The organism is Proteus sp. G2626 (genome assembly GCF_009915985.1).
GTDB classification, from domain to species: domain Bacteria; phylum Pseudomonadota; class Gammaproteobacteria; order Enterobacterales; family Enterobacteriaceae; genus Proteus; species Proteus vulgaris.
On the sequence record NZ_JAABNH010000029.1, the window covers coordinates 48,578 to 72,406 of the forward strand.

At 39.6% G+C, this 23,829-nt stretch carries 19 protein-coding genes and 7 tRNA genes; 7 read left to right on the forward strand and 19 right to left on the reverse strand.

Annotated elements, in window-relative coordinates; all coding sequences use genetic code 11:
• Positions 1-88: 88 nt before the first annotated feature.
• A complete protein-coding gene (locus GWJ05_RS16505) occupies positions 89-982 on the reverse strand; it encodes an amino acid ABC transporter substrate-binding protein (protein ID WP_036938544.1) in 894 nt (297 codons plus the stop codon).
• 365 nt (positions 983-1,347) lie between these two features.
• Here GWJ05_RS16505 and GWJ05_RS16510 point away from each other — a divergent pair, with 365 nt between their 5' ends.
• From GWJ05_RS16510 to GWJ05_RS16525, 4 genes are all read left to right on the forward strand, one after another.
• Positions 1,348-1,737, forward strand: a complete 390-nt coding sequence (locus GWJ05_RS16510; protein ID WP_036938541.1) for a hypothetical protein — start codon at positions 1,348-1,350, stop codon at positions 1,735-1,737.
• A gap of 85 nt (positions 1,738-1,822) precedes the next feature.
• Positions 1,823-3,862, forward strand: a complete 2,040-nt coding sequence (locus GWJ05_RS16515) for a protein-disulfide reductase DsbD family protein (RefSeq protein ID WP_036938538.1) — start codon at positions 1,823-1,825, stop codon at positions 3,860-3,862.
• Entirely contained in the window at positions 3,862-4,593 is a 732-nt protein-coding gene (locus GWJ05_RS16520) for a DsbA family protein (RefSeq protein WP_036938535.1), read from the forward strand. Before GWJ05_RS16515 ends, GWJ05_RS16520 begins: the two co-directional genes overlap by 1 nt.
• Complete coding sequence (locus GWJ05_RS16525; RefSeq protein WP_036938532.1) at positions 4,593-5,096, forward strand: protein disulfide oxidoreductase; 504 nt, start codon at positions 4,593-4,595, stop codon at positions 5,094-5,096. The genes GWJ05_RS16520 and GWJ05_RS16525 overlap by 1 nt, the downstream gene beginning before the upstream one ends.
• 251 nt (positions 5,097-5,347) lie before the next feature.
• Here the strand turns inward: GWJ05_RS16525 and lnt are convergent, their stop codons facing one another.
• The 5 genes from lnt to miaB form a co-directional block, all read right to left on the reverse strand.
• The gene (gene lnt / locus GWJ05_RS16530; protein ID WP_087802713.1) at positions 5,348-6,871 is read right to left on the reverse strand and encodes an apolipoprotein N-acyltransferase; all 1,524 of its coding nucleotides are present in this window, start codon (positions 6,869-6,871) and stop codon (positions 5,348-5,350) included.
• 7 nt (positions 6,872-6,878) lie between these two features.
• Positions 6,879-7,760 (reverse strand): CNNM family magnesium/cobalt transport protein CorC, encoded by an 882-nt coding sequence (gene corC, locus GWJ05_RS16535; protein WP_023581153.1) that lies wholly within the window; start codon positions 7,758-7,760, stop codon positions 6,879-6,881.
• Positions 7,761-7,831: 71 nt separating this feature from the next.
• Positions 7,832-8,299, reverse strand: coding sequence for an rRNA maturation RNase YbeY (gene ybeY / locus GWJ05_RS16540; RefSeq protein ID WP_036938524.1), 468 nt, complete (start codon positions 8,297-8,299; stop codon positions 7,832-7,834).
• Positions 8,292-9,353 carry a PhoH family protein gene (locus GWJ05_RS16545; RefSeq protein ID WP_036938520.1) on the reverse strand — a complete coding sequence of 354 codons (1,062 nt, stop codon included), beginning with the start codon at positions 9,351-9,353 and terminating at the stop codon, positions 8,292-8,294. The genes ybeY and GWJ05_RS16545 overlap by 8 nt, the downstream gene beginning before the upstream one ends.
• A 28-nt stretch (positions 9,354-9,381) precedes the next feature.
• Positions 9,382-10,812 carry a tRNA (N6-isopentenyl adenosine(37)-C2)-methylthiotransferase MiaB gene (miaB, locus tag GWJ05_RS16550; RefSeq protein WP_036938517.1) on the reverse strand — a complete coding sequence of 477 codons (1,431 nt, stop codon included), beginning with the start codon at positions 10,810-10,812 and terminating at the stop codon, positions 9,382-9,384.
• A gap of 205 nt (positions 10,813-11,017) precedes the next feature.
• Between miaB and ubiF the strand changes: the two genes are divergently transcribed.
• Entirely contained in the window at positions 11,018-12,205 is a 1,188-nt protein-coding gene (gene ubiF, locus GWJ05_RS16555; RefSeq protein ID WP_087802707.1) for a 3-demethoxyubiquinol 3-hydroxylase, read from the forward strand.
• 43 nt (positions 12,206-12,248) lie between these two features.
• On the opposite strand, the gene fghA is transcribed toward ubiF, so the two are convergent.
• From fghA to nagB, 13 genes are all read right to left on the reverse strand, one after another.
• A complete protein-coding gene (gene fghA, locus GWJ05_RS16560) occupies positions 12,249-13,079 on the reverse strand; it encodes an S-formylglutathione hydrolase (protein ID WP_036938513.1) in 831 nt (276 codons plus the stop codon).
• Between the two features lie 53 nt (positions 13,080-13,132).
• A complete protein-coding gene (locus tag GWJ05_RS16565) occupies positions 13,133-14,245 on the reverse strand; it encodes an S-(hydroxymethyl)glutathione dehydrogenase/class III alcohol dehydrogenase (RefSeq protein WP_036938510.1) in 1,113 nt (370 codons plus the stop codon).
• A gap of 19 nt (positions 14,246-14,264) precedes the next feature.
• Positions 14,265-14,540 (reverse strand): metal-sensing transcriptional repressor, encoded by a 276-nt coding sequence (locus GWJ05_RS16570; protein ID WP_036938507.1) that lies wholly within the window; start codon positions 14,538-14,540, stop codon positions 14,265-14,267.
• A gap of 261 nt (positions 14,541-14,801) precedes the next feature.
• A tRNA-Leu gene (locus GWJ05_RS16575) sits at positions 14,802-14,886 on the reverse strand.
• A gap of 51 nt (positions 14,887-14,937) precedes the next feature.
• Positions 14,938-15,012 (reverse strand) — tRNA-Gln (locus GWJ05_RS16580).
• A gap of 5 nt (positions 15,013-15,017) precedes the next feature.
• A tRNA-Met gene (locus GWJ05_RS16585) sits at positions 15,018-15,094 on the reverse strand.
• A gap of 20 nt (positions 15,095-15,114) precedes the next feature.
• Positions 15,115-15,189 (reverse strand) — tRNA-Gln (locus GWJ05_RS16590).
• 41 nt (positions 15,190-15,230) lie between these two features.
• A tRNA-Gln gene (locus tag GWJ05_RS16595) sits at positions 15,231-15,305 on the reverse strand.
• Positions 15,306-15,332: 27 nt separating this feature from the next.
• Positions 15,333-15,417 (reverse strand) — tRNA-Leu (locus GWJ05_RS16600).
• Between the two features lie 8 nt (positions 15,418-15,425).
• A tRNA-Met gene (locus GWJ05_RS16605) sits at positions 15,426-15,502 on the reverse strand.
• 413 nt (positions 15,503-15,915) lie between these two features.
• On the reverse strand, positions 15,916-17,148 hold the full coding sequence (nagC, locus tag GWJ05_RS16610; protein WP_082239481.1) for a DNA-binding transcriptional regulator NagC: 1,233 nt from the start codon (positions 17,146-17,148) through the stop codon (positions 15,916-15,918).
• Between the two features lie 9 nt (positions 17,149-17,157).
• Positions 17,158-18,321, reverse strand: a complete 1,164-nt coding sequence (gene nagA, locus GWJ05_RS16615; RefSeq protein ID WP_036938505.1) for an N-acetylglucosamine-6-phosphate deacetylase — start codon at positions 18,319-18,321, stop codon at positions 17,158-17,160.
• A 124-nt stretch (positions 18,322-18,445) separates the two neighbouring features.
• The gene (nagB, locus tag GWJ05_RS16620; protein WP_087803674.1) at positions 18,446-19,252 is read right to left on the reverse strand and encodes a glucosamine-6-phosphate deaminase; all 807 of its coding nucleotides are present in this window, start codon (positions 19,250-19,252) and stop codon (positions 18,446-18,448) included.
• 354 nt (positions 19,253-19,606) lie between these two features.
• On the opposite strand from nagB, the gene nagE reads away from it, so the two are divergent.
• Complete coding sequence (nagE, locus tag GWJ05_RS16625) at positions 19,607-21,649, forward strand: N-acetylglucosamine-specific PTS transporter subunit IIBC (protein ID WP_161681512.1); 2,043 nt, start codon at positions 19,607-19,609, stop codon at positions 21,647-21,649.
• A gap of 197 nt (positions 21,650-21,846) precedes the next feature.
• The gene (gene glnS, locus GWJ05_RS16630) at positions 21,847-23,514 is read left to right on the forward strand and encodes a glutamine--tRNA ligase (RefSeq protein WP_036938496.1); all 1,668 of its coding nucleotides are present in this window, start codon (positions 21,847-21,849) and stop codon (positions 23,512-23,514) included.
• Positions 23,515-23,829 lie beyond the last annotated feature (315 nt).

The window sequence follows — 23,829 nt, forward strand, 5'->3', positions numbered from 1 at the left end:
GCAGGGAACGACTGCCCCAAACTTCACTGATCTGTCTGTCCAACAGATACTTTATAATTATTTGTTTGTATCAACTACGTATGTATTTTTAATTCAATGCTTTATCATTTGGCGATGCAAATAAGGCTTTCATTTCATCAGAGATAGTGAATTCTAGATTAAGGTTTTTAGGTGGAATAGGGGCGTTAAACCAGCGATTGAATGATTTTTCTGCCTCACCGGATTTTTGTGCATTCGCGATAGTCTCATCAATTAACGCTTTGAATTGGGCATCGTCTTTACGCAACATACAGCCATAAGCCTCTTCAGATTGTGGGGTTCCTACAATTTCCCATTGACCTGGTTTTTTCGCTTTAGCACGTTCTCCAGCAAGTAATGCATCATCCATCATAAAGGCAACAGCACGTCCTGATTCAAGTGTACGGAATGAGTCTCCATGATCTTTTGCGCTGATAATGCGCATATTCATTTTTTTCTCATCATTAAGTTTGTTGAGTAATATTTCAGACGTTGTTCCTGAGGTGACAACGACGTTTTTACCAGATAGATCAGCAAAATCTTTAATTCCACTGTCTTTTTTTGCGAGTAAACGTGTACCTACGATGAAAATAGTATTAGAGAAACTGGCTTGTTGCTGGCGAGCTTCATTATTGGTTGTTGAGCCACATTCAAAATCAAAGGTGCCATTTTGTAATAATGGAATACGATTCTGAGAAGTGATAGGAATGAGGCGAACTTGCAGGTTAGGTTTGCCTATTTTATCTTTCACAGCTTGTACAATCAGGTTGGAATAGTCTTGGGAATAACCCACCACTTTTTGTTGATTATCATAGTAAGAGAAAGGAACTGAGGATTCCCGGTGCCCGACGATAATAATATCGTTGTCATTGATTTTCTTTAAGGTTCCAGTGAGTTCTTCTGCCTGCACAGCTCCTGCAGCCCCTAAAATCATTAATGATAATGCTAGTTTACGCATGCGCATAATAACTCCTGTCGTAGTGATAAGTGATATTGGTGATTTGCTTTGTGTTGCTTTTTTGTTTTAATTTGTTTTGATAATGTTAATAGATAGAACAAATAACATACTGTTGGGAAGTGCAATTTGTGAAATACGAGAGGTATCTCTCAATAAAAGAATGAAATCAAATATGATTGATTGTTTTTTTGGAAGTTGTTTTCAATATTTAAAATTATTGTAGTAGAAACCTTATAGAAATAAAGGTTAAAGATGAAAAATTGAGATAATAGAAAAAATAAAATAAGTAGGGATTTGTAAAGTTTGTCTTAAGGAGTTGTTTGTCTGTAGATTACCGTTAAGATAACGGGTCATATTGATGAGGAACATCTATGAGTAATTGGCGGTCAGGTCGCTGGCTAGTGGTGATAACAGTTTTGCTGATATTGTGTTGTATTGTTCAGCGTTCATTAGGTGCCCACATCATTAGTGAGCGCTTAGCAACGGCTGTTTCCCAAACACAATACCCACTATCAATACCAATTGCTGATGAGAATAGTGCAATAGAACATACTTATTCACTGTCTACCTGTGAATTAAGTGCTAAATCATTATTATCTGTACCTCCAATAACCATAGAGCCGTTTTTCCATTCATGGGCAGTACTATTATTGTTGAGTATGGCTGCTATCTATGTTTCACGTCAGCGTAGCCAAAAAAAACACCATCATCCACCTCCACCGATAAGACTTCACCTTCATTATTGTATTTTGAGGGATTAGAAATTTCCTTTTAGCTAAAAAATTGCACGTCTATTTTAGGACGTCGCTTTGTGTGTAGCGTTGTAGGAATTTTTAGGGAGTTGTTATGTTTCGTTCTTTTGTTATAGCGTTGGTATTAACGCTATTTACGTTATCTCCATCTCAAGCAGCAGATACAGGTTGGTTAGCCATGCCTGATAATTCTCACGCACAAGTTAGGGCGACAGCACAAAAGTCACCAACGGGTGATGTGAAAATGTTACTTGAAGTACAACTTGAATCTGGGTGGAAAACCTATTGGCGTTCACCAGGGGAAGGTGGCGTTGCACCTGAAATTAATTGGTCACAAGATGTGAGTACGATGATATGGCATTGGCCATCACCTTCAGCTTTTGATGTTGCAGGTATTCACACTCAAGGCTATGACAAACAAGTTACTTTTCCTATTGAATTAACATCCGTTAATGCTGAACGTTTAACGGGTGTTTTAACGTTATCAACATGCAGTAATGTCTGTATTTTAACGGACTACACTTTAGATTTGGATCTCACAGAGCCTGCCCCTTCTGATTTTGAATGGCAATATAGTCAGGCGATGGCAAAAATCCCTGTTGGTACAGGACTCATCTCTTCGGTTTCTTCTGCTTATAATAATAGTCAGCTCACAATCTCTTTACAAAAAGAGCAAGGAGATTGGGTTAAACCTAATATTTATCTCGATCCTCCAGAAGGTATGCTTTACGGTATTCCCAAGTTAAATCATAAAGATAATAATTTGATTGTCTCTGTTGATGTGACTGATGATTGGGGCGATGATGCGGGTGATATTTCAGGTAAAGCTCTCTCATTTGTTATTACTGACCAAGGTTTTTCTCGTCAAGTTAACGACACAATAGGGAAGGGAGAAATAGGTACTGTTTCTTCTTCTCATTCAAGTGTTGGACTATGGAGTATTCTTGCTTTTGCACTATTAGGTGGGTTGATCCTAAATTTAATGCCTTGCGTATTGCCAGTGCTCGCGATGAAATTGGGTTCGATTTTACATCTTGAAAATCGTGATAAAGGAGTTATTCGTAAGCAATTTTCGGTGTCTGTTTTAGGTATTTTAGTTTCTTTTTGGGCACTTGCTCTATTTATGACAGGCTTACGTTATAGCCAAGAAGCTTTAGGTTGGGGAATTCAGTTCCAAAGCCCTTGGTTTATTGGGTTTATGGTGTTGGTGACCGCTATTTTTACAGCTAATTTATTGGGTTTATTTGAGTTACGTTTAAGTAGCAATATGAATACTAAAATGGCAACGGCGGGAGGACAGGGATATGGTCGTCATTTTTGGGAAGGTGCTTTTGCTACTTTGCTAGCCACACCTTGTTCCGCACCATTTTTAGGTACCGCAGTCGCTTATGCTCTGATTGCTCCGTTAAGTGAGTTATGGCTTATTTTTACTGCATTAGGGATAGGAATGAGTTTGCCTTGGATCTTAGTGGCAGTATTCCCATCTGTTGCAAAAGTGCTACCAAAACCCGGAAAATGGATGAATCGTCTAAGAGTTGTTTTAGGCTTTATGATGCTACTGTCTAGTATTTGGCTTATTACACTTTTAATCCCTCATTTGGGAATGCCTATTGTTGCCGGTATTTTTATTACGATTACTTTGCTTTTATTACTCGCAATTGCACGGCACTATGGTAAAAAAACGGTACTTATTTCTACGGTGATTGCCCTATTTTTAGGGGGAAGTACTTACTTTTTTGTTGCTCAACCAGAAAGCCATACATTTACAGGTCAAGATTCAGTCAATTGGCAGCCTTTATCTGAAGAAGCAATACACCAAGCATTGGCTGATAATAAACGTGTATTTGTTGATGTGACGGCAGATTGGTGTGTAACCTGCAAAGCAAACAAATACAATGTATTATTGCGAGAAGATATTCAGGCGGCATTGTCAGCACCGGATGTCGTTGCATTAAGGGGGGATTGGACTAAACCCTCTGATAAAATCACCCAGTTTTTAAAACAACGTGGTCAAGTTGCTGTGCCTTTTAACCAAATTTATGGACCTTGCCATAAAGATGGCGTGGTTTTACCCCCACTTTTAAATAAAGATTCAACATTGACTATTCTTTCAGAGGCTAAAGGAGCCCAATAATGAAAAAAACACTTTCTGCACTGGTTATCTCGTCATTACTTTTGGGTGCAAATGTGCAAGCGGCGGCATTAAGCGCTGATCAGGAAAAAGAAGTTCGTGCGCTGGTTCGTGATACCTTAATCAAAAATCCAGAAATTTTGGAAGAAGCTATTACTGCATTACAAGCACAAAAAGCCGATGAGCAACAAGCTCAATTTCGTACTGCCTTAAAGGCAGAACACGACGCATTATATAACGATGCAGCAAGTCCTCGTATTGGTGCAAAAGACGCTAAGTTAGTGTTGGTTTCTTTTACTGATTATAATTGCCCTTACTGCAAACGTTTCGATCCATTATTAGAACAAATCACAAAAGATTATCCTGAAGTTGCTGTGGTAATTAAACCATTACCATTTAAAGGCGAAAGTTCTGCGAAAGCATCTCAAGCGGTACTTTCTGTATGGAAAGAAGATCCTAAAGCGTTCTTAGCGTTACACCAACGTTTAATGCAGAAGAAAACAATGCTAGATAATGCAAGTATTGATGATGCAATGAAAACAACCAATACAAGCAAAGTAAAATTAACGGATGACAGCTTAAAAGCGTTACAGAATAATTTAGATCTTTCTCGTAAATTAGGTATTCAGGGGACACCTGCAACGGTTGTTGGCGACATGGTTATCCCTGGTGCAGTAGATTACGCCCAGCTAGAAGTGATTGTTAAAGAACAACTGGCTAAAGTGAAAAAATAATGCATAGTCGCTTACGAAAATGGAGTAAAGAGCTGGTTGTTCTGGTGGTCATTTTCGTTGTAGCCTCTTTTGCAATGGATTGGTGGCGACAACCTACGCCACCCTCCTTAACGAATTTACCTGAACTTTATACGGTTGATAATAAAGTTGTTTCATTGACAGAATTGAGTGCTGAAAAGCCTTTATTAGTCTATTTTTGGGCAACTTGGTGTGGGGTTTGTAAATTTACGACACCGACCGTAAATTCGTTAGCCCAAGATGGTTATAACGTGACATCAGTGGCAATTCGATCTGGTGATAGTGCAAAGCTAGAGCGCGGTATTCAATCTAAAGGCCTTGTTTTCCCTGTTATTAATGATGAGCGCGGAAACATTTCGCAGCAGTGGGGAATTAGTGCTACACCTTCATTTGTGATTGTTTACAAAGGTGAAATGGTCGGCTTTACGAGTGGTTGGTCTTCTTCATGGGGACTAAAATTACGTTTATGGTGGGCTTCTTTTTAAATTGGTTATCAGAGTTTAAGTGAAGAAAAAATGATGCCAGGTAAGCTCGCAATAAAATAGATTATCTCATAAAGAAGATTCTTACGTCTGTGTTTAATTTTTTTTCTTGTGTATGTTGAGTCATTAACGCCTTTTCAGCAGTAATGCGTTTTGAGGTATTTATGTGTATTGGCACAATATTAATAGGAATAACGATTAGAGAAAGCCCAACCTAATTAATATTAACTTAATAGGGTTGGGCTTTATTCATTTTAATTACGGCGTTTAATAAAGGCGATAATAAAAAATAATCCAACCAGTATCCACAATGGTGTATTACCCCATTTGTAATAAGGGGTTAATCCTGTTGTTGGTGTGATTTTTTCCGCTAAAGCACCTTCTTCAAATTGAGGAAGTTGAGAAATTACATCACCATTAGCTGCAATAAAGGCTGTAATACCGTTATTTGTCGAACGTAATAAGGGTCTTCCTAACTCTAGAGAACGCATTCTCGCCATTTGGAAATGCTGCCAAGGGCCGATTGAATTACCAAACCAAGCATCATTAGAAATCGTCAACAAAAACCGAGTATCAGGTTTGAAGTTAGCACGAACTTGTTCACCTAAAATAATTTCGTAGCAAATAGCTGCGGTTATTTTGGCATCATTGACAGTAAGCTGAGGTTGTACATATTCACCCTGGCTCAATGATGACATCGGTAAATTAAAGAAAGGTGCAAGTGGGCGTAATAGTGATTCTAGTGGTACATACTCACCAAAAGGAACAAGGTGATGTTTATTATAGCGATCCGTTGCTGGATATTGATAAGCATAGTGTTCACCTAATGTGATAACACTATTGTAGAAACGATAACCTTTTAATGTTGGTCGAGCATCAATAATTCCCGTCATTAAATGGGTGTCTTGCTCTCTTAGTTGCTTATCAAGCTCCGCTAAAAAACCTTGTTGTTGAATTTCGACATCAGGGATCGCAGATTCAGGCCAAATAATCAGATTCGCCTTACCGATAAAAGGGCGACTTAAGGTGAGATAGGTTTTTAGCGTACTTTCTAATGTGCCCGGTTCCCATTTTAATGATTGTGCGATATTGCCTTGGATTAATGCAATTTCTTGCGTTTCATCCTGTAAAGGCTGATACCACTGATAAGATTTAAAGCTGACCGGTAATACTAATAAAAGAAGAGCAACGACAAGGCTGTAAATTGATTTTCGATAGAGTGCAAATGCCAGAAGGCCACTGATAACGGTAAGTAGTAGTGTTATCATGGTAACACCAAAAATAGGCGCAATACCTTTTAATGGGCCATCAATTTGGCTGTAACCGAATTGTAACCATGGAAAACCAGATAATACCCAACCCCTTAAAAACTCTGTAATTTGCCATAGTGCAGGGGCTGCGAATACAAACCGCCATAGTGTGGGGGTTGGAAAAAATCTATTTAGTAAGCCTGCAAATAACAGCGTATAGAGTGATAAATAGAGTGCTAATAAAATCACTAAAAAGATGTTTATTGCAAACGGCATACCACCAAAATCAGCAATGCTGACATAAACCCAATTTACGCCAGTACCAAATAAGCCAAAACCCCAAGCAAAGCCAAGGAATGCACCTTGTCGAGATGTGCGCTGTGTGATTATCAGTAATAGACCAAGCAGTGAAATTAAAGCCGCAGGCCAAAAGTCAAAAGGCGAAAACGCAAATGTGCCGATAGCACCGAAAAAAACCGCCAGAAGGGCACGAACCCACTGGCGGTTTAAGAAAGAGATATTATTCATTGATATCCTATGCATCATTACCTAGTTCAGGAATGGGCGCATCATCGGGGATATGCACATAAACCTGAATGATCTTACGGCTGTCTGCCATAACAACTTTAAATTGGTAATTATCAATAGTAATAGTTTCACCACGAGCAGGAAGGTGACCAAAGGCTTGCATAACTAAACCGCCAATAGTATCAACTTCTTCATCGCTGAAATGTGTACCGAACGCTTCATTGAAATCTTCTATCTGGGTTAAAGCTCGAACTGAGTAAGCGTGGCGACTTAGTGGACGAATATCAATATCATCCTCATCGTCATACTCATCTTCAATTTCGCCTACGATAAGTTCTAGAATATCTTCAATTGTGACAAGCCCTGATACACCTCCGAATTCATCAATTACAATCGCCATATGATAGCGTTGTGAGCGGAACTCTTTTAATAGGCGATCGACCCGTTTACTTTCAGGTACAACAACCGCTGAACGTAAGACTTTATCCATACTAAATGGCTCTGCGTCAGTACGCATAAATGGCAGTAAATCTTTTGCCATCAATAAGCCTTCAATATGATCTTTGTCTTCGCTTATGACTGGGAAACGGGAATGTGCTGAATCAATAATTACATCTAAACATTCATCAAGAGTTTGATTACGTTTTAGTGTAACGATTTGGGAGCGCGGGATCATAATATCCCGAACGCGCTGTTCAGCAATATCCATTACCCCTTCAAGCATGTCGCGGGTATCAGGATCAATTAATTCTTTCTGTTCAGAATCGCGGATAAGCTCCATCAGATCATCACGGTTTTTAGGTTCACCGTGGAACCACTGATTAAGCAGTGTGAGAAACCCTTTCTTAGGACCAGGGTTATCGTTACTCGAAGATTGGTCGTCGCTCATGGCGTTTTAACTATTTTTCCTCATTGAATGGTTAATTGGATATAATATTTATCATAAAAATAAGATAACTGTTACTCTTTTTCAATTAAATAGGGATCTGCATAACCTAAATTTTGTAAGATTTCTGTTTCTAAACTTTCCATTTCTTCGGCTTCATCATCTTCTATATGATCATAACCTAAAAGATGTAGGCAACCATGAATCACCATGTGTGCCCAATGTTCTTCAACCGTCTTACTCTGTTCAACCGCTTCCTTTTCTACCACCTGGCGACAAATAATTAAATCACCTAATAGAGGCAATTCAATTTCAGGCGGTGCTTCAAAAGGAAAAGAAAGCACGTTAGTGGGTCTATCTTTACCGCGATAAGTGAGATTAAGCTCGTGACTTTCTGCTTCATCAACAATACGAATAGTGACTTCACTGACTGGCTGAAACTGTGGTAATACCGCTTCGAGCCATGTCATAAATTGGGCTTCACTCGGAAGCCCTTGCGTATTTTCACTTGCAATTTGTAAATCAAGGATAACTTCACTCATGATTTTCTCTCTGAAGCTTCTCTTTTTCTGCTTTGATAGCTTGACGACGTTTTTGGTCTTCGGTTTCCCAAGCTTCATAAGCGATAACAATTTTGGCAACCACAGGGTGACGAACAACATCTTCACTATGGAAAAAATTAAAACTTAAATCATTCACATCTGATAAAACTTCGATGGCATGACGTAAGCCCGATTTATTGCCTCTTGGCAAGTCAATCTGAGTTATATCCCCAGTGACCACGGCTTTAGAGTTAAAACCAATACGCGTTAAGAACATTTTCATTTGTTCAATGGTGGTGTTTTGGCTTTCATCAAGAATGATGAAAGCATCATTGAGTGTACGTCCACGCATATAAGCGAGAGGTGCAACTTCAATAACATTACGCTCTATTAGTTTCTCAACTTTTTCAAAACCCAACATCTCAAATAACGCATCATAAAGTGGTCGTAAATAGGGATCGACTTTTTGACTTAAATCACCTGGTAAAAAACCTAATTTTTCACCCGCTTCAACTGCAGGCCGCGTCAACAAAATACGACGCACTTCTTGGCGTTCAAGGGCATCAACAGCGGCAGCAACAGCTAGATAAGTTTTCCCTGTACCCGCAGGCCCAATACCAAACGTAATATCATGAGTCTGAATATTGGCAATGTATTGTGCTTGATTTGGTGTACGAGGTTTTATCACACCACGTTTAGTTCGAATATTGGTCGATTTTCCAAACTCAGGAACATGCTCATCACTTTGTTCAAGCACACGGCTTTCTTTGATAGCAAGATGAATTTGTTCAGGGTCGATATCGGGGATCACGCCTTTCATCGGCGAGGTTTCCACATACAGGCGACGTAGAATTCCTGCGGCCGCATTGACACATAATGATTTTCCCGTGAGTTTAAAACGGTTATCACGATGATTAATCTCAATACCTAAACGGCGCTCAAGTTGCTTAATATTATCGTCAAATGGGCCACATAGACTCATCAAACGGGCATTGTCAGCTGGCTCTAAGAAAATTTCTTGGGTCGCTACTTGTGCATGTGCTATTACTGTCACTGATTATCCTTTTGTTAAATCTGATCAATTAAGGTTGGTAAACACCGACCCCTAATTCATCTTCTTTACGAGTACGTGCAATGACGGATTCTGGTGATTCATGGGTACGTAAATCCATTTGATCTTCCGTTCTAACCACTTTACCACGTAGTGAGTTGGCATAAACGTCAACAATTTCAACATCAACGAATTTACCAATCATATCGGGTGTACCTTCAAAGTTAACCACACGGTTATTTTCAGTACGACCAGAAAGCTCCATTACATTTTTACGTGAAGGGCCTTCAACAAGAATACGTTGCACACTGTTTAGCATCGCTCGGCTAAAATTCATCGCTTGCTGATTGATGCGCTGTTGTAGCAGATATAAACGCTGTTTCTTTTCATCTTCGCTAACGTCATCAGGTAAGTCGGCTGCTGGAGTACCCGGACGTGCTGAATAGATGAAACTAAAGCTCATATCGAAATTAACATCAGCAATTAATTGCATGGTTTTTTCAAAATCGTCTTGTGTTTCACCGGGGAAACCGATGATAAAGTCTGAACTTATCAGAATATCAGGACGTGCTTTGCGTAATTTGCGAATGATGCTTTTATATTCAAGTGCCGTATGGTTACGCTTCATTAATGTTAGAATACGGTCAGAACCACTTTGCACAGGTAAGTGTAAATAGCTGACTAATTCTGGCGTATCTTCATATACAGCAACAATATCGTCAGTAAATTCGATAGGGTGGCTAGTGGTAAAGCGAATACGGTCAATACCATCAATTGCCGCGACTAAGCGAATTAACTCAGCAAAGCTACAAATTTGGCCATCAAAAGTGGCACCACGATAGGCGTTTACGTTCTGACCTAATAGGTTAACTTCGCGTACACCTTGAGCGGCTAGTTGTGCTATTTCAAATAATACATCATCACAAGGGCGGCTGACTTCTTCACCTCGAGTGTAAGGAACAACGCAGAAAGAACAGTATTTGTTACAGCCTTCCATGATAGAAACGAAAGCAGAAGGGCCTTCTGCACGAGGCTCAGGTAAACGGTCAAATTTTTCGATTTCAGGGAAACTGATATCGACAACCGGGCTTTTGGTGCCTTTAACCTGATTAATCATTTCAGGTAAACGGTGTAAGGTTTGTGGTCCGAAGATAATATCGACACACTGCGCACGTTGACGGATGTATTCACCTTCTTGAGAGGCAACACAGCCACCGACGCCAATGATAATATCGGGTTTATTATCTTTAAAATATTTCCAACGTCCTAACTGATGAAAGACTTTTTCTTGTGCTTTCTCACGGATAGAACAGGTATTTAACAGTAGAATGTCCGCATCTTCGGCGACATCGGTTAACTGATAACCGTGGGTGCTTTCGAGTAGGTCTGCCATTTTGGATGAATCGTACTCATTCATCTGACAGCCCCAAGTTTTAATGTACAGTTTTTTTATCGTCGACATTGTGTAAATCCGGTATTTTCAGTGAGACAATAGCTAATCACTGGAAAACGTTGCGTGTAATAAGCCAATAAGGCGGTTATTGTAGTCATTTGTGTGGTCAGTGACTAGAGTAAGTCGGTGCTAATTCTTTATGGCGTTTAGTTTAATCAAAATAAACTGAAACAGCGCTTACCTAATTATTAAAGTAATGAGTTATGGCATAACAATGATGAGTAATGTAAAAAACGATTTTGATGCAATCATCGCGGGTGGCGGAATGATTGGCGCTGCTGTTGCAATTGGACTGGCGCAAGAAGGATTGCGTGTCGCCATGATTGAGCGACAGTCTCCAGCACCTTTTGATGCGTCATCTCATCCTGATATCCGTATTTCTGCGATTAGTTGTGCGTCCGTTAGTCTATTAAAACAACTAGGTGCATGGCAACATGTTTTGGCTATGCGTTCTGCACCTTATCTGACTCTTGAAACATGGGAAGAAGAAAACGCCCATGTGATTTTTGATGCAAAAAGCTTAGGGCTACCCGAATTAGGATATATGGTTGAAAACCGTATTTTGCAATTAGCGCTTTGGCAAGAGGCTGAACGTTATAGCAATATCACTTTATTATGTCCAAATAGTCTAAGTAAAATGACTTATTTAGATGATAAATGGACAGTAACGCTTTCTGATGGTAAGGAGGTGACCACAAATTTAGTGATAGGTGCTGATGGTGCAAACTCTCAAGTGCGCAAATTTGCAGGTATTGGTAGCAATGGTTGGCAATATCGCCAATCGTGTATGTTGATTACAGTAAAAACAGAATTACCTCCAGAAAAGGGAACGTGGCAACGATTTTATCCTTCAGGGCCACGCGCCTATTTACCGCTTTTTGATAACTGGGCTTGTTTAGTTTGGTATGACTCGCCTGACAGAATTAGAAAACTACAAAACATGTCAATGGCGCAGTTAGAAAAAGAAATTCAACATGCTTTTCCTGAACGTTTAGGAAAAGCGACACCTATTGCTACGGGTTCATTTCCCTTAACGCGTCAACATGCAAGTCGTTATGTTGATAAAGGCATTATTTTGTTGGGAGATGCGGCTCACACCATTAATCCATTAGCAGGACAGGGCGTTAACTTAGGTTATCGTGATGTGGATTGTTTCTTGAACTTAGTGGCTGAGGCTAAAAAACATTTCGAGCCTTGGGATTCAATGGCGTTATTGAAAAAATATCAGCGTCGTCGTATGCCTGATAATTTAGTTATGCAAGCGGGTATGGATGTCTTTTATCACGCCTTTAGTCACCAACTACCGGGTTTAAAAGTCGTTAGAAATATCGGCCTTTTAGCAGCTCAACATGCAGGAAAAGCGAAAGAGGCAGCGTTGCGTTATGCGTTAGGTATTAAATAATTAGAAATGCGATGATCTCTTTGGAGAGATCATCGCATTATGGCTAAGCGTTTAAGTGCTTAGCATGAAAAGCAATATGCTCACCAATAAAACTCATGACAAAATAATAACTGTGATCATACCCTTGATGTAAATTCAATTGATAAGGGAACTGTTTTTTGTCACAAGCTTGCGCGAATAATTCAGGTTTAAGTTGCTCTTGATAGAACGGATCATCGAGCCCGACATCAACACGCATAGGTAATACACTTTCTGTTTGGCTAACTAATTCAACCGCATCATATTGTTGCCATTGTGTCGTATCATCGCCTAAATAAGCGCTAAACGCCTTTTGGCCCCAAGGAACAATAGAAGGTGCCACTATGGGAGAAAATGCGGACACACTGCTGTAGCGGTCCAAATTTCGTAAGGCAATTGTTAAGGCGCCATGTCCTCCCATTGAATGCCCGCTAATCGCGCGTTTTTCTGTGGCAGGAAAATGTGTTTCAATCAGTGCCGGAAGCTCATCAACAATATAGTCATACATCTTGTAATGATCATTCCAAGGGGATTGGGTGGCATTAAGATAAAAACCCGCACCTTGCCCTAGATCATAGGCACTATCATCAGTGATATTTTCACCACGAGGGCTGGTATCTGGTACAACCAAAATAATGCCATGCTGTGATGCAAATTGTTGAGCGCCTGCTTTAGTAATAAAGTTTTGCTCATTGCAGGTTAAGCCTGATAACCAATATAAAACAGGGGATTTTTGCCCTTTTTCCATAGGCGGAAGATAGATGGCAAATTTCATCTCACAATTTAACGCCTTTGATGTATGTTGATAAACTTCTTGCCAGCCACCAAAACAGGCGTGACGTTCAATCCTTTCCATTTTGACTCCTTTAAAAACAAAGATAAGCCTATGAGGTATAGGCTTGAGGATGATTAATCGAAATGAATAACAGTTCGGATTGATTTACCTTCGTGCATTAAATCAAAAGCTTCATTAATTTTTTCTAATGGAAGTTTATGAGTAACAAAAGGTTTAAGTTCAATATTACCTTTCATTGCATCTTCAACCATGCCAGGTAATTGACTACGGCCTTTTACACCACCAAAAGCAGTACCTTTCCATGAGCGACCCGTCACTAATTGGAAAGGACGGGTTGAGATTTCTTGTCCAGCGCCTGCCACACCAATGATGACAGACTGACCCCAACCACGATGTGCACTTTCTAATGCAGCTCTCATTACATTGACATTGCCGATACATTCAAAAGTATGATCAACACCCCATTGGGTTATTTCGACAAGAACTTGCTGGATAGGCTTATCGTAATCATTAGGATTTAAGCAATCTGTTGCACCAAACTGACGTGCTAATGCAAATTTCTCAGGATTCGTATCAATGGCAAAAATACGACCGGCTTTGGCTTGTCTTGCGCCTTGAAGAACAGCAAGACCAATGCCACCTAAACCGAAGACAGCAACTGAATCACCTTCTTGTACTTTTGCCGTGTTGTGAACAGCTCCAATTCCCGTTGTCACTCCACAGCCTAATAAGCAAACTTCTTCGTGGTTAGCTTCAGGATTGATTTTTGCAAGAGAAACTTCAGCGACGACGGTGTATTCGCTAAAAGTAGAACATCCCATATAGTGATAAATAGGCTGCCCGTTATAAGAAAAACGTGTTGTACCATCTGGCATCACACCTTTACCTTGTGTCGCTCTGACTGCTACACACAGGTTAGTTTTACCTGATTTACAAAATAGGCATTCACCGCATTCAGCAGTATAGAGTGGAATAACATGATCACCGGGTTTAACACTTGTGACACCCTCACCGACTTCGATCACAATACCTGCACCTTCATGGCCAAGAATAGCGGGGAATACGCCTTCAGGATCATCACCAGAGAGCGTAAAGGCATCGGTATGGCAAACGCCAGTGTGGCTAATTTTAATTAGCACTTCACCAGCTTTTGGTGGCATCACATCAACTTCAACAATTTTTAAAGGTTCTCCTGGCCCAAATGCGACCGCAGCACGAGATTTCATGGTGTATCCTTTTTTGTTATTAACGCAGGTAAGTGCGGATAAGTGAAATAGCGTCATCAACAGAATTTTTTTGATCTTCAGGAGACGCGACAGCATCCATAAGACCTTCACGTAAATGACTTTCGAGTACACCTGCCATTAGGCCATTGATAGCGCCTCGAATGGCGGCAATTTGTTGTAACACCTGGCCGCATTCATTTTCATTTTCAAGTGCAGTTTCTAATGCAAGAAGTTGCCCCTTGATTTTTCTTACACGAGTTAATGCGGCTTTTTTTTCTGCTGGTGAGTGTGGCATATATAATCCTTAAGTATACTATAGGGGAGTATAGTATTTACATGAATATATGTACAGAACGATCAATAAAATGAGAAATGATGAAAAATAAATAAAAAATGAAGATATGTAGCGTGATGGCCTTTGAGAACAGAGGCATAAGGAAAGAAGGGGAGAATAGTGCTTAGAAAACTGATAGGAAAAAGTCAGTGACAAAAACAAAAAAGACCCGCTATTGCGAGTCTTTTTTGTTGATTTCGTGATAAACACGTTAGTAATCAATGGTGCGGGAGGCGAGACTTGAACTCGCACACCTTGCGGCGCCAGAACCTAAATCTGGTGCGTCTACCAATTTCGCCACTCCCGCATACAACGTTCAGAAAAAAAGACTCGCTCAGCGAGTCTCTCTTTCGAAATATGGCTGGGATACCAGGATTCGAACCTGGGAATGCCAGGATCAAAACCTGGTGCCTTACCGCTTGGCGATATCCCAAAAAATGGTGGCTATGACGGGATTCGAACCTGTGACCCCAACATTATGAGTGTTGTGCTCTAACCAGCTGAGCTACATAGCCATATTGAATCTAGCGAAAGATGGCTGGGGTACCAGGATTCGAACCTGGGAATGCCAGGATCAAAACCTGGTGCCTTACCGCTTGGCGATACCCCATCCGCTAATTCAATTGTCAACACACTTATTTATCAGAAGTATGGCTGGGATACCAGGATTCGAACCTGGGAATGCCAGGATCAAAACCTGGTGCCTTACCGCTTGGCGATATCCCAACTGATAAATTCTTGACGAGGTTAAAATGGTGCGGGAGGCGAGACTTGAACTCGCACACCTTGCGGCGCCAGAACCTAAATCTGGTGCGTCTACCAATTTCGCCACTCCCGCAAAAAAGATGGTGGCTATGACGGGATTCGAACCTGTGACCCCAACATTATGAGTGTTGTGCTCTAACCAGCTGAGCTACATAGCCATCTTTTTTTTGCATAACCTTCGTCGGCGTTGCGGGGCGCATTATGCGTATTACAGACAAATCCGTCAACTGCTTTTTGCATTAATTTTCGAGAAACGTGTCCGTTTGCTCGATGGTTAATCATTTTGTCGAAAAAAGATCCAAAAAACAACCTTCTTGATCAAAAATATCCTCGAAAATAAGAGGGTGTAAAGTGTGAATAAAAAGAAAAAACAAAGCAGTAAGCGGAGAAGATAGGTGTAAATACGATTAAGACGTAGCGATAAAAAGAGATAAAAAAAAGAAATGCAGTAAAAAAATCACGTAACATTTCTTTTTTTAATCGTTTACTGTTTGAATTTTAGACTTATTTTTTCATTAAAATAAGAAAAAGTATTTGTTTAACTCAAAAAGTATAATTTATCATCAATAACTTACTTTTCTAATAGCTGTTGAAGCAATTCTCCATTGAGCATTGCACGTTTAGTTAATGCAAAAGCCCCTATTGCAGAACGATGATCAAGCTCTGATGTGACAACAGGAAGTGCTTCTCTAAATTCTTTTAATACTTGCGTATTAATACAACTTTGAATAGAAGGAAGCAAAATTTCAGCGGCTTCGGTTAACTCACCTGCTAAAACAACCTTTTGTGGGTTAAATAAGTTAATCGCAATTGCAATCGCTTTACCTAAATGTAGACCAACTTGTTTAATGGTTTCGACCGCTAATGGATCATTTTTAACCGCAGCATGACAGATATCTTGGATTTGACACTGTGTCGGTGATAAATATTGGCTTGGGTAGCCTTGCTCTAATTGATAACGTACTTTGGCTTCAATTGCCGTGTTTGATGCAATTGTTTCTAAACAGCCAAAATTACCACAATGACAACGTTCGCCCAGAGGATCTATTTGAATATGGCCAATTTCTCCCAGGTTACCGCGCTGATTGAGGAGAATTTTATTGTTAATAATAACACCAGCACCTGCCCCACGATGAATTCGCACTAACAGTGAATCTTCACAATCTCTTGTGGCGCCGAAATAGTTTTCAGCTAATGCAAGGCTTCGAATATCATGGCCAGCATAACACGGGAGGTTAAAGCGCTTTTCTAGACTATTGACTAAAGCCCAGTTATCCACTTTCATATGAGGCATATAGCGGACAATGCCTTTATTAGGATCAACAAGGCCGGGCAAAATCACTGAAATTGAAATAAGTTCACGAATACGACGTTGATTTTGTTTAATAAAGTCATTAATTGCGTTAATAAGTAGCGCTTCAACTTCATTTTGCGTGCTTTGCTCTATGGGATAGTGTTGCTCAATAATGACCTTACCACTCAGATCATAGAGTGCGACAGTCGCATCATTGCGTCCTAGTCGCACACTGACGGTATTAAAATTGCGATGTTCAACAATAATGGAAATTGCACGGCGCCCACCTGTTGAAGCTTGCTGGTCAACTTCTTTAATTAGTCCACGCTCAAGCAACTGACGAGTAATTTTAGTCACACTGGCTGGTGCTAATTGGCTTTGTTCGGCTATTTGGATACGGGAAATTGGTCCGTGTTGATCAATAAGTCGATATACAATCGCACTGTTAAGTTGTTTAACAAGATCGATATTGCCAATTTGCGTTTCAGTGTTGTTGTGACTCATCAGCATATACATCCATTAGTTATCAGTTATTTCTATACCATTGACAAACGTTGTGCAAAGGTTGAAGTCCTTGTCAAAAGAAGCAAGGTTAGCAATTTTACCTGATTCAATTGTACCGAGTTCTTTTTCTATTCCAATCGCACGAGCAGGATAAAGTGTAGCCATTCGTAATGTTTCATCTAATGGAATACCCACATGAATAACACTATTTTTAATAGCATCAATCATAGTCAGTGATGACCCACTTAATGTGCCATCGGCATCAACACAAAGGCCATTACGATAATATATGGTTTTTCCTGCAAAAACGAAGCTATCCATCTCATTTTTATTAGGGTCTAGTCCCGCTGGGGCAGTTGCATCTGTGACTAAAAGTAATTTTTCGCCTTTTAAACGTTTACTATTACGAATATTTGCCCATGAAACATGTAAACCATCTGCAATGATACCAGCATAAACCTCGGGTGTATCATAAATGGCGCCTACAAGGCCAGGGCCTCTGCCTGTGATATAGGGCATCGCGTTGTAAAGATGAGTTGATAATGAAATACCATTACGGAATCCTTTACGCGCTTCTTCATAAGTTGAATTTGAATGGCCTGCAGAAACAATGATACCTGCTTTGATTAATTGACGAACATACTTTTCATCAACCATTTCAGGTGCAAGAGTGATTTTTGCGATGACATCAGCATTATCGCACAGATAGTTAATCATCTGAGCACTAGGTTGACGAATAAATTGTGGATCATGTGTCCCTTTTTTAATCACGTTGATATAAGGACCTTCTAAATGTAATCCCAGCACTTTGTTTGCATGTTTTTTCATATAGGCACGAGTTGCTTCAATGCCTATTTTCATCAATTCATCAGAACAGGTAATTAGTGTCGGTAAATAACTGGTACAGCCTAAACGCTCATTTGCTTTTTGCATGATTTCTAGCGTTTCAACGGTAACATTTTCTGGAGTATCATTAAATTGTACGCCACCACAGCCATTAACTTGTAAATCGATAAAACCGGGAGAGACAATTGCACCTTTCATATCACGAACAGTGATATCTTTTGGCAGCTGATCCTGTGGGCAAACCTGCTCAATACGGGAGCCGTTAATGATAATGGCGTGGTTTTCTAAACGGTCGTAACCTGTATAAATAACAGCATTTGTTAAGGCAAACATACCTTTGTCTCCTGATAAGGGAAGTCAATCTAAAAAGCCGATATCAGCCAGCAAATTCTGGCTGATAAGTAAGAGAGCTTAGCCTTTTCCACTACTTAATCAGTAGGTACTTATTTTACTAAACTTAGTCTTGGTATTTCTGACACTCTTGCGCTTCAATCTGTTGGAAATAACGCAATGTTTTAACACGTAATTCCATTGTGGCAGGATCATCACACACTATAATTGCTTTCGGATGAAGCTGAACACACGAAATGGTCCATAAATGGTTAACTGCGCCTTCAGTGGCGGCATGTACAGCTTGTGCTTTATTAAAACCTGTTGCCAAAATCATTAATTCTTCAGAATCTAATAATGTGCCAACACCCACAGTCAGTGCGTATTTAGGAACATGATTAACATTATTATCGAAGAAACGTGAATTCGCTAAACGCGTGTCTTCGGTGAGTGTCTTCATGCGAGTGCGTGAAGATAGTGATGATGCCGGTTCATTAAAAGCGATGTGACCGTCATTACCAACACCACCCATAAACAGATTGATTTTGCCATAAGACTTTATTTTAGCCTCATAACGGGCACATTCTGCTTCTGGATCTTCTGCGTTGCCGTTTAATAAATTGATATTTTCATCTTTAATATCAATATGATTAAAAAAGTTTTCATACATAAAAGTACGATAACTTTGTGAATGATTTGATGGAATACCAACATATTCATCCATATTGAATGTCACCACGTGTTGAAAACTGACTTTTCCAGCACGGTGTAATTCAATCAGTTCTTTATATGTTGCCAATGGCGTGCCACCAGTCGGTAAACCAAGTACAAAAGGGCGATCTGCGGTTGGGTTAAATGCGTTGATCTTCTCAACGATATAATTTGCAGACCATTTACCAACTTGTTTTGCCGTAGATAGGGGGATTAACCTCATAGTAACCTCATAGAAAAAAGACAAATCTGATAATTCATGAAGGTGTTATTTCATTGTGTGATTATCAGTGGCTCATCTATAACACGAATTTCTTTTCATTTTTAGTCGATGATCTAATTTGTCCCGCCAAAAGATATTTTTAATCATAAAATAAGCTTTCTGACTTAGCCAGCATTTCAGCTAAAAAATATACTATATTGGTGACTTAAATCACAAATTATGACTAATTAATTTGCGATACGAAATAAATTTTTTAGACTGAAAATGGAATTAAATAATTAGCTCATCAATTTTTTATAAAATATGAATGAGTATGAATAAGATCCCGTATAGGGGCTATCCAAGGGGGAGTTTGTGAATATTTTAAGTTATCTGCAGAAGATAGGACGGGCACTGATGGTGCCAGTTGCTACATTACCTGCAGCAGCAATTCTGATGGGGATTGGCTACTGGATTGATCCAGTAGGCTGGGGTAGTGATAACGCGCTTGCTGCCTTACTCATCAAATCTGGTGCTGCTATTATCGACAATATGTCAGTTTTGTTCGCCATCGGTGTTGCTTATGGTATGTCAAAAGACAAAGATGGTGCTGCCGCTTTAACGGGGTTTGTGAGTTTCTTGGTTGTCACAACGCTCTGTTCACCGGCGGCGGTTTCCATGATCAAAGGTATTCCATTAGAAGAAGTACCTGCTGCATTTGGTAAAATAGAGAACCAATTCGTGGGGATTTTAGTGGGTGTGCTTTCAGCGGAACTTTATAACCGCTTTAGCCAAGTTGAATTGCCTCTCGCGCTCTCTTTCTTTAGTGGTCGACGTTTAGTTCCTATTTTAGCGTCATTCCTCATGATCATCGTCGCCTTTATCTTAATGTATGTCTGGCCTGTTATTTATGGCGGATTAGTCAGCTTTGGTGAAAGTATTAAAGATATGGGGGCATTGGGTGCCGGTATTTACGCATTCTTTAACCGCTTATTAATTCCTGTTGGTCTACATCACGCGTTGAACTCTGTATTCTGGTTTGACGTTGCGGGTATTAATGATATTCCTAATTTCCTTGCGGGTCAGAAATCTATCGATGCGGGCTTAGCGACTGTGGGGGTAACAGGTCGTTATCAAGCAGGTTTCTTCCCTGTAATGATGTTTGGTTTGCCAGGTGCTGCGCTTGCAATTTATCACTGTGCACGTAAAGAAAATAAAGCAAAAGTGGCTGGTATTATGATGGCGGGTGCATTTGCTGCATTCTTCACCGGTATCACTGAACCGCTCGAATTCTCATTTATGTTTGTTGCGCCAGTGCTTTATGTTATTCACGCATTCTTAATGGCAATCTCTGTTTATATTGCTGCAAGTATGGAGTGGATATCAGGATTTGGCTTTAGTGCGGGCTTAGTGGATATGTTCTTATCCTCTCGTAACCCACTTGCTGTGCACTGGTACATGCTGATTGTCCAAGGTATTGTGTTCTTCTTCATTTACTACGGTATTTTCCGTTTCACTATCACGAAATTCAACTTAAAAACACCGGGTCGTGAAGATGACGTGTCTGGTGATGAAACCGCAGATGGTTATAATGAAGATATCACAACAGCGCCTGCAAATAGCAAAGAAGGTATCCAGCAGGAAGCTCGTCAATATATCGCGGCTATCGGTGGTTCTGATAACTTAACTGGTATTGATGCTTGCATTACACGTTTACGCTTAAATGTAAAAGATGCCACGCTTGTTAATGATGCCTATGCAAAACGCTTAGGTGCATCAGGTGTTATTCGCTTAAACAAACAAAGTGTTCAAGTGATTGTGGGTACGCGCGCAGAGCTTGTGGCTAACGCAATGCGTGATGTATTAACGCAAGGTCCCGTTGCCGCTTATGAAGGTGCATCTGCTTCAACCGTGTCTACTGAAAAAACACCTGTAAAACAAGCTAATGCTAATGCAAAAGTATTACTTGAAATGATTGCACCTTTTGATGGTGAAATTGTGGCATTAAACGATGTGCCTGATGAAGCTTTCTCAAGTGGTGTTGTAGGGGATGGCCTTGCGATTAAACCAACCTCTAATATTGTGATGGCACCTGCAACGGGCTCAGTCGTTAAGATTTTTGAGACTAACCATGCATTTTGTATTGAAACTGATAATGGTGTTGAAATCATCGTTCATATGGGGATTGATACTGTTGCATTAGGTGGTAAAGGCTTTAAGCGTTTAGTTGAGGAAGGCGCAGACGTTAAAGTCGGCCAACCTATCTTAGAATTAGATCTAGAATATCTGAACGCTAATGCTAAATCGATGATAAGCCCTGTCATTGTCAGCAATATTGATGATTTTGATAAAATTGCTGAACAAGTTACTGGTGATGTGGTTGGAAATAAAACCATTATCTACAAAGTATTAAAATAAATTCTATACAGATATTTAATCCTCTATAAAGAGATGGTTAAATAAGACGATAAAACGGGGAGTCTTTCAAACTTCCCGTTTTTTTATCTCTATTTTGATAAATATCTCAGGGGTGTATTTCGCTAAGGTATTTATGAAACCTGCTTATTGGATTATAGTGGGTTAATTATGCGTTTTGCTTTGAGGAAAAAATGACCATGAATGAGGCAGATGCCCGCCCAACTAACTTTATTCGTCAAATAATCGACGAAGATCTGGCAACAGGGAAACATGATAGCGTGCATACGCGTTTCCCACCTGAACCTAATGGCTATCTTCATATCGGCCATGCGAAATCAATTTGTCTGAATTTTGGTATTGCTAAAGATTATCAGGGTAAATGTAATTTACGTTTTGATGATACCAATCCAGTAAAAGAAGATATTGAGTATATCAACTCAATTCAAAAAGATGTTCAGTGGTTAGGTTTCCAATGGGAAGGTAGCGTTCATTACTCCTCAGATTATTTTGATCAACTTTACCAATATGCGATTGAGTTGATTAATAAAGGCTTAGCTTATGTTGATGAGTTGAGCGCTGAAGAAATTCGTGAATACCGCGGTACATTAAAAGAGCCCGGCAAAAATAGCCCTTATCGCTCACGTAGCGTAGAAGAAAACTTGGCACTATTTGAAAAAATGCGTGCAGGGGGTTTTGAAGAAGGAAAAGCGTGTCTACGTGCGAAAATTGATATGGCATCACCCTTTATCGTTATGCGTGATCCAGTACTTTATCGTATTAAATTCGCTGAACACCATCAAACTGGGAATAAATGGTGCATTTACCCAATGTATGATTTTACCCACTGTATTTCTGATGCACTGGAAAATATCACACATTCTTTATGTACGTTAGAATTCCAAGATAACCGTCGTTTATATGATTGGGTGTTGGATAACATCACTATCCCTTGCCATCCTCGTCAATATGAATTCTCACGTCTTAACCTTGAATACACTGTGATGTCAAAGCGTAAGTTGAATCAACTTGTGACAGAAAACATTGTTGATGGTTGGGATGACCCTCGTATGCCAACGATTTCAGGCTTACGTCGTCGTGGATATACCGCTGATTCTATTCGTGAATTCTGTTTACGTATTGGTGTAACGAAACAAGAAAATAATGTTGAAATGGCGGCTTTAGAATCTTGTATTCGTGATGATTTAAATGAAAACGCACCACGTGCAATGGCTGTTATCGATCCCGTTCGTTTAGTTATTGAGAATATGCCAGAAGGTGAAGAGATTTTAACTGCACCGAATCATCCGAATAAACCTGAAATGGGGACTCGTAAAGTACCTTTTAGTCGTGAAATTTATATTGATCGTGCTGACTTTAAAGAAGAAGCAAATCGCCAATATAAACGTCTAGTTTTAGGAAAAGAAGTACGTTTACGTAATGCTTATGTGATTAAAGCAGAACGTGTTGAAAAAGACGAACAAGGTGAAATCACAACCATTTACTGTACTTACGACCCAGAGACCTTAAATAAAGATCCTGCGGATGGACGTAAAGTAAAAGGTGTTATTCATTGGGTTAGCATTCCACATGCCATTCCTGCTGAGATTCGTCTTTATGATCGACTGTTTAGCGTACCTAATCCTGCTGCAGAAGAAGATTTCTTATCAACAATTAACCCTGAATCTTTAGTTATTCGTGAAGGTTTTGTTGAGCGTAGCTTAAAAGATGCGGCTATCGAAAAAGCGTATCAGTTTGAGCGTGAAGGCTATTTCTGTGCTGATAAACTATCAACAGCAGATAAGTTAGTGTTTAACCGTACCGTGGGTTTACGTGACACTTGGGCGAAGATTTCTCAGCAAGGTTAATTTGAACTTTTTTAAGTTACATTGAGTATAATTAAAGCTTAAATTAATAGAATGCTCGGTAATTATTTATCGAGCATTTTTTTATCTGTTTTACCGCTTATCTTGACTGATTTTTCATCTATTGATATTAAATATTTACTATTCTTAATTTAATTAGTCTCTCGTTTTCTCTTTTTTAGGTGATAAATTTCTATTTGTTTCGTTTGAAATAGTTTATTCACTATCGCTTTATTCTTTTGTTTTTTCAGATCATCACGCTAAATAAAGCTGTAATAAGAAAAATGTGATTCATACCTCATATTTTATATTGTTAAA